Origin of the sequence: Hallerella sp. (genome assembly GCF_022776125.1) — a bacterium.
Taxonomy (GTDB): Bacteria; Fibrobacterota; Fibrobacteria; order Fibrobacterales; family Fibrobacteraceae; genus Hallerella; species Hallerella succinigenes.
Genome location: NZ_JALFIA010000090.1, coordinates 21,103 through 27,925, shown reverse-complemented (window position 1 = coordinate 27,925; position 6,823 = coordinate 21,103). Strand labels below are relative to the sequence as shown.

At 50.1% G+C, this 6,823-nt stretch carries 6 protein-coding genes; 1 reads left to right on the top strand and 5 read right to left on the bottom strand.

All coding sequences use genetic code 11. The annotated features are described in order from the left end of the window. Window positions 1-195 precede the first annotated feature (195 nt). From MR847_RS10840 to MR847_RS10825, 4 genes are all read right to left on the bottom strand, one after another. Window positions 196-1,296, bottom strand: a complete 1,101-nt coding sequence (locus MR847_RS10840; RefSeq protein WP_100425551.1) for a fibrobacter succinogenes major paralogous domain-containing protein — start codon at window positions 1,294-1,296, stop codon at window positions 196-198. Further along, window positions 1,297-2,301 (bottom strand): porphobilinogen synthase, encoded by a 1,005-nt coding sequence (hemB, locus tag MR847_RS10835; RefSeq protein ID WP_287723746.1) that lies wholly within the window; start codon window positions 2,299-2,301, stop codon window positions 1,297-1,299. Between the two features lie 15 nt (window positions 2,302-2,316). After that, on the bottom strand, window positions 2,317-3,147 hold the full coding sequence (gene dapB / locus MR847_RS10830) for a dihydrodipicolinate reductase (protein ID WP_106519853.1): 831 nt from the start codon (window positions 3,145-3,147) through the stop codon (window positions 2,317-2,319). Between the two features lie 259 nt (window positions 3,148-3,406). Next, window positions 3,407-4,006: an adenylate kinase family protein gene (locus MR847_RS10825; protein WP_100425548.1), complete on the bottom strand. Its 600-nt coding sequence runs from the start codon at window positions 4,004-4,006 to the stop codon at window positions 3,407-3,409. Window positions 4,007-4,111: 105 nt separating this feature from the next. Here MR847_RS10825 and pheS point away from each other — a divergent pair, with 105 nt between their 5' ends. Further along, window positions 4,112-5,134 carry a phenylalanine--tRNA ligase subunit alpha gene (gene pheS / locus MR847_RS10820; RefSeq protein WP_100426794.1) on the top strand — a complete coding sequence of 341 codons (1,023 nt, stop codon included), beginning with the start codon at window positions 4,112-4,114 and terminating at the stop codon, window positions 5,132-5,134. A gap of 138 nt (window positions 5,135-5,272) precedes the next feature. Here the strand turns inward: pheS and MR847_RS10815 are convergent, their stop codons facing one another. After that, a complete protein-coding gene (locus MR847_RS10815) occupies window positions 5,273-6,703 on the bottom strand; it encodes a T9SS type A sorting domain-containing protein (RefSeq protein WP_106519854.1) in 1,431 nt (476 codons plus the stop codon). Window positions 6,704-6,823 lie beyond the last annotated feature (120 nt).

Below are 6,823 nucleotides of genomic sequence, written 5' to 3'. Positions count from 1 at the left end.
GGCGGCTTCCGCGCTTCCATCTACAATGCAATGCCGATGGAAGGTGTCCAGGCTCTCGTGGATTGCCTCGGCGACTTCGAAAAGAAGGTCCTGGCTTAATTCCAAGCCCGCACAAATTAAAAGAAAAACCTCCGCAATTTTGCGAAGGTTTTTCTTTTTCAACGGAATAAAATGAAAGGAGAGAATCGAGCGAGGTTAGTCGCCGTCAATGCAGCGGACGGAATAACCGTTTTCTGCCTTCGGGGCGAGTTCGCGGACCATGTTGTCTCCCATACGTCCGAGCACCCAAATCCAGATTGTCGAGTTACGACCGTTCTGAGAGCTCCAATAAGCGGTGTATTCGCCCATTTCGACATAACGGTGTCCACGGCCAACTACTTCACGGCGACCGGAACCGAATGCGGTAAAGCCGTATTCATCGGTACCGCCACTGCCCTGCCACCCGGTACGGGCCTTAAGCTTCGAAGCAAAAGCTTCGCACTTCTGAACGCCGTCATAGCAGCCGGTAAGCCCGGTGAGCATGTCTTGCCATTCACGGTCACGCGGTAAATGGAAGCCCTTCGGGCAAGCCTTGCGGGCGCCTTCGAGAGAATAGAGACGACCGCTGCGAGCGCAGAAGTTGTCCTTGTCGTCATAGCACCAGGATTCACCCGGAATATTGTAGTTCATGTTCTGAGCCAGCCAGACTCTGCCGTCGATTTTGATCGTGCGGTACATTTGGCCATCGCGCGCGTCCGTGATAAAGCTCGAGTTGCGCTTGACTTCGCTAAAGTGTTCCTGTTCTGCGATACGGAATTCGGCGAGCTTGTCGCGGCGGCTCTTTTCCGCACGTTCAAAGGTCGCATTCCAATATTTTTGGGCTGCAGAATTCTTGAACTTGATCTTCAAATCCTTGAGCGCATAAAGTTCATCGCCACAAGCGATGTCCACTCCCTTGATGTTCACCTGGACATCTTCCTTGCCAAAGGTTTTCGGAGCGCCAATGTAGGAAATCCAAGCTTCACGCGTCTTATTGCAAACACCGTAGAAGCGCTTGTTTTCAACAGTATCAGCGGGGACCTTCATCACGCCATGAACGACAAAGTCATAGCCATCGCCTTTAACAGCAAACGCCACCGGCTGCTTTTCACCGTAGTATTCATACTTGTAAAAACGCACCTGGCCATCAATCGGAGCACTTTCATATTCACCCTGGCCCTGCGCATCGAAAATAGCGTCCCACGTACGCGGTGGAGACGCGAAAGAACTTGCAGAGAAAAGGGAAATAATTAACAGAGGGAGAGTTGTCAGTCGCATTTATTTTTCCTTCGAAAGCAGTCGAGCAGCTTCCTTCGCAAAGTAAGTCCAAATCATTTTTGCACCGGAGCGCTTGATGCCCATCAGGCTTTCTAAAACGACGCGGTCGCGGTCGAGCCAGCCATTTTCGGCCGCGGCACAAAGCATTGCGTATTCCCCGCTAACTTGGTAAGCGGCAACCGGGACATCGGACATGTCCGCCACTTCGCGAAGAATGTCTAAATAGTAACAGGCAGGCTTCACCATTACGATGTCTGCACCCTCTTCCATGTCGAGAGAAACTTCGAGCATCGCTTCCTTGCGGTTCGCAGGATCCATCTGATACGTTTTCTTGTCGCCAGCCTTCGGCGCGGAATCCAAAGCGTCGCGGAACGGGCCGTAGAACGCCGAAGCGTACTTTGCACTATAAGCCATGATCGAAGTGTTTGTAAATCCCGCGTTATCGAGAGATTCACGGATTGCGGCGATGCGGCCATCCATCATATCGGACGGGCAAACAAAATCGGCGCCTGCCGCTGCATGGCAGACAGCCATTTTGCAAAGCACTTCCACGGTTTCGTCGTTCAAGATTTCACCCGTCGGAGAAACGATGCCGTCGTGACCGTCAATGTTGAAAGGGTCGAGAGCGATGTCCGTCATCACGACCATCTCTGGGAACTTTTCCTTGACTGCGCGAACACAGGTCGGGACAAGGCCATTCGGGTTGTAGCTTTCCGATCCCGTGTGATCCTTTTTGGATTCTTCGATCGAAGGGAAAGGCGCAATCGCCTGGATTCCCAGGGAGAAACATTCTTCGAGTTCCTTCAAAAGAACATCGACCGTTTTGCGGGTCATGCCCGGCATCGACGGAATCGCTTCTTCCTTGTTAGAGCCTTCCATGATAAAGACCGGATAGACGAAATCCTTCACGGAGAGTTCCGTTTCGCGAACGAGATCGCGGACTGTCGCGCTCTTACGATTGCGACGCGGACGGCGTACCAAATCCAAAGCAAATTTCCGAGTCATTTTCACAACCTCTAATTAACGCATCGTTCCAGAATGGAGAACATCCATCATGTTGAACGGCTTTGCAGAACCCTTCGCCAGTTCGGCGGCGAGGAAGTTCACCGCATCCACGGAACCTTCGGCGTAAATCTTACGGCCGCAGACGTTATGGCGGAATTCAAAGTGCACCGTACCATCGGCGCTGTCGAGAGAATAGGTGTGGAATGCGTGCCCCGAAAGGTATTCTTCAGGGACACCCATACGTTCCATGGATTCCTGATCGTTACGCACCTTTTCAATGCGGCTCGCGTCGAAATCGAGACCCATGTTTTCAAAAGATTTAACCACAGCCTTAGCAGTACCGCTCGTGTCGGCCTTCGTCTTCTGATGGCTTTCGACCACGGAGAGTTTGTAGCCGTCGAATGCGGTCGGGAAAGTCTTGGAGAGCCATTCGATCATCGCCTGGAAAGCAACAATCTGTTTTGCCATATTCGGAGCGATCACGCTCGGATGATTCGTTTCTTGGACAAGCTTCATCAACGCTTCGCGGTCGCCACCGGTCGTGCCCATCACAAAAGGAATCTTGTGGGCGACGTAGAACTTGGCGTTGTCATTCACTGCGGTCGGATGGGTAAAGTCCACAGCGATGAGGCCCGGATACTTAGCAAGGACTTCGCCAATGCGAGCTTCACGATTAGAAGGCTTTAAGAGCTGAATGGTCTTACCGGCCACTTCCGATTCATTTTCAACGATCTGTTCGCCAGTCAAAGAGAACGGAACAAGTTCCAGTCCACGTGCAACGCAGGTCTCTGCAACAATCTTTCCCATGTTCCCCGGAATACCGTTCACCATCACGAATGTTGCCATAGAAAACTCCTATCCAATAAGTTTTTTTCGTTCCAAAGATAGAAATTCTACATCAAATCCTAAAGGCTCTTTCGCCGGGGAGGGAAGGATTTTTGGAGTTAATAATTCGCCATTCACAATGAATCGGAACAATCTGCGACAGAGGAATACGCGAGTCTTGATGGCGGATCAGCATGTCCGTTAGGTTCGTAACGTTCGGCAATCAGAAAAAGGACCGCCAAAGCGATCCCTTTTCGTCAAAAAACGAAATTTTTGAAACTTACTTTGCAGACTTGGTGAAGTCCACGTATGCCTTGAGCACGTCGAGGAACACTTCATCCGGAGTGTTGTCGCCGGTGATGTGGCTGATGATGCTCGGGTCGTACTTTTCGAGAACCTTTGCAGTGGATTCCTTGTAGACGTTGAGACGGTTCTTGATGACGTTTTCGTCGGCGTCGTCCTTACGGCCTTCAATCTTTGCGCGGTTCAAAAGACGTGCGACAATCGTTGCTTCATCCTTGATATCGAGAACGAAGATGTGCTTCACGTCGACGATCGGCTTGATGAGGTCAACCTGAGCGACCGTGCGAGGAATACCGTCGAGGAGGAGGGTGTCCTTAGCCGGGTTGAGCTTGTTCGTATTGACAAGGCCTTCCACATAGCGACCGAAGATTTCGACAGTTGCTTCATCCGGAACGAGAAGACCCTTGCTCGAATAGGAAGCAAGGAGCTTACCGCTTTCGCTCGACGGAGCGATGCCGCGGAAAATGTCACCCGTGGAGAGATGCTTGAGAGCGGTGGTGGCAGCGAGTTTTGCACCGACGGTACCCTTACCCGAACCCGGCGCACCAAAAATCAAAACAGCGGAAATTTGAGCCATGATAGACCTCGTGTTAAAAAATGACGCAGAAAAGATAGCAATATCGGCAAAACTTAACTTCCCCTAATGCCAAGGAAATTCCTTTCTTTTTATATTTTGGCTACTATGAACGAAAATCTTTCCGAACTCCGCAAACAGTTTGAAGCCGAACTGGCGGAAACCAAATTGAACGTCAAGGAAGCTGTTGACGCACTCCGTGTCAAGTGGCTCGGCAAAAAAGGTCAAATCACCGCCATGATGAAGCAGATGGCAACTCTTCCTGCGGAAGAACGTCCGTCCTTCGGAAAGCTCGTCAACGAACTGAAGCAAAGCGTTTCGGAACGCATTGAAAACGCCCTCGAAGAAGCGAAGAAAAAAGCTCTCGAAGCAGAACTCGAACAGGGTTGGACCGACACAAGCCTTCCGGGCAACGGCATTCCGGCCGGTTCCACGCATCCGGTTTATGACGTCCGAGAAGAAATCATCGACTTCTTCTCCCAGATGGGATTTGCCGTCGACACGGGCCGCGACATCGAAACGGACTGGTACAACTTCGAAGCTTTGAATACGCCACCAGACCATCCGAGTCGCGACATGCAGGATACATTCTATCTCGGCGACAAGGTCATGCTCCGCACGCAGACCTCCGACACCCAAATTCACTATATGGAAACGCACAAGCCGCCTTTCCGCATGATCGCTCCGGGTCACGTATTCCGCGTCGATAACGACGCGACCCACGCTCCGATGTTCCAGCAGTGCGAAGGTCTTGTCGTTGACGAAACGATTACGTTCGCCCAGTTGAAGGGTGTTCTTCAAATCTTCATGAACAAGCTTTTCGGTGAAGGCGTCAAGACGCGTTTCCGCCCGAGCTTCTTCCCGTTCACGGAACCTTCTGCAGAAATGGACGTAAGCTGTGTCTTCTGTGGCGGTAAAGGCTGCAAGCGTTGCAAGGGTACCGGTTGGATGGAAATCGGCGGCTGCGGTTCCGTTGATCCAAACGTGTTCAAGAACTGCGGAATCGACCCGGAAAAGTATACAGGCTTTGCATTCGGCTTCGGTCTTGACCGTATCGCCATGCTCCGTCATGAAATTCCGGAAATTGGCCTGATCACTTCAAACGACCAGCGTTTCTTAAGCCAGTTTTAATCGGTGCAATTACCCATATTCTCCGAATCTGGCCTCGTCATATTTTTCGCAGTCCATTGAAAATATCGCTATAAAGAGCGAAATCTTCCTTATACGAAAAGCCTCCACAAAAGTGAAGGCTTTTTCTAAAGAGAGAAACTAGAATTGCGTAATGAAATCCCAAGTTGCCGCAGGCACCCAAGATTTCTGCTCGCCCGGATCCTTGTGGTCCCAAATGTGACCTCCGTTCTGCGTACACCACCGCACCGGGAAACGGGAATCCACCGTTTTATAATCGTAACAAATGTGCGGTCCAGAACCCGAATATTCCTCCGCCTGTTCACCGCTTGCGTCCGTAAAATTCGGTCCGTTGTGTCTTAACGCTGTATTGCGGGCTGCGCGGCCCAAATCCGGAGTGCACAAATTATCTTGCAAGCCGAGAACGCCCATCCAAGCGATGGATTTTCCCGAATGCTGTGGCACATAGATATTGATTTCCGCCGTTTCATAAACCGCAACCCCACGAAGAACGTCCTGATGATTACGGGATAATCCGTTCGTAAACATCGAACCGTAGCTAAATCCGGTCGAAAACACGCGCGAAGAATCGATACATAATTCACTTTCTAACTTGTTCAAAAGTTCATCGAACATGGTATAATCACTTTCGCCCCAGGGCGCCATATTTCCGTTCCCTTCCGGAGCGATGAAAATCGTCGTTTTTTCCGTATCCAGGGGTTTAAGGCCGTAATAGCCTTCCTGCTGCACACCACCTGCCCAACCGCCCATGCAATGCATGCCAAATACCAGACGGTAAGGTTTCTGGTTATCGTAATCGTCAGGGATGTCTACGCGGATAGTTCTCGTCCCCTGGCTCCATTGAAATTCAAAAGAACCCGTTTTCGGAATAGTGAGTTCATGTCCACAGCCCCTCGTGGGAACCGGGGCATTCCCCTTCGCCCAGCCGAATTCAAAATGTTCTTCGGACGGGATTTTTTTCAAAACAAGATGGACAGTTGTATCCAACGTTTCTAACGGCACGTTCAGCGTATCATAATCGGATGCAACAACGCGCAATGTATCCATCGTATTCATTTTGAACAAAAGACGATTTGAAGATTCGACGGTTTCGCCCCAAGTCCCTTTTCCATTCAATCCCGGCGAAAAACGGAAATATCCCGTAGACGAGGAAGTTTGCACTTTCGCAATAAAAACTCCCCGACTCGGCAAGTTCTGTAAAGGAATCTGCAACTGGGCATAGCCACTCTGCGACAAAATTTCATGCCCCATCAAATCAAAAAGTTCCACGCGGACTTTTTTTGAATTTCCCGCGTCAATGAAAAGCGCGCCATTTTGCACGCTCCACGATTTTTCCACAGCAAGAATCCCAGAGATAGCGAGAGGCTCGGATATTGAAAAGAAACCTAAATCATCCGTCATTGACGAAACGCCTTTTGCAAGCAAAGCTACATTAGCACCGACAACCGGCATTCCCAAAGAATCCTTGACCCATCCTTCCAAGGAATAAGCCGCGGTAAAATTCAACGCCCCAGCCATCAGCGTCAAAGGAATCCAACGAAAAATTTTCATCTTTTGCCTCATAAAAATCTCTTGAGAAACTTTTCCTAAGAAACTTCTCCTAAGAAATATTTTCCTTTTGAATTTTTTCCCCGGCTCAGATAATTTTATATGGATAATTTATCCATAATG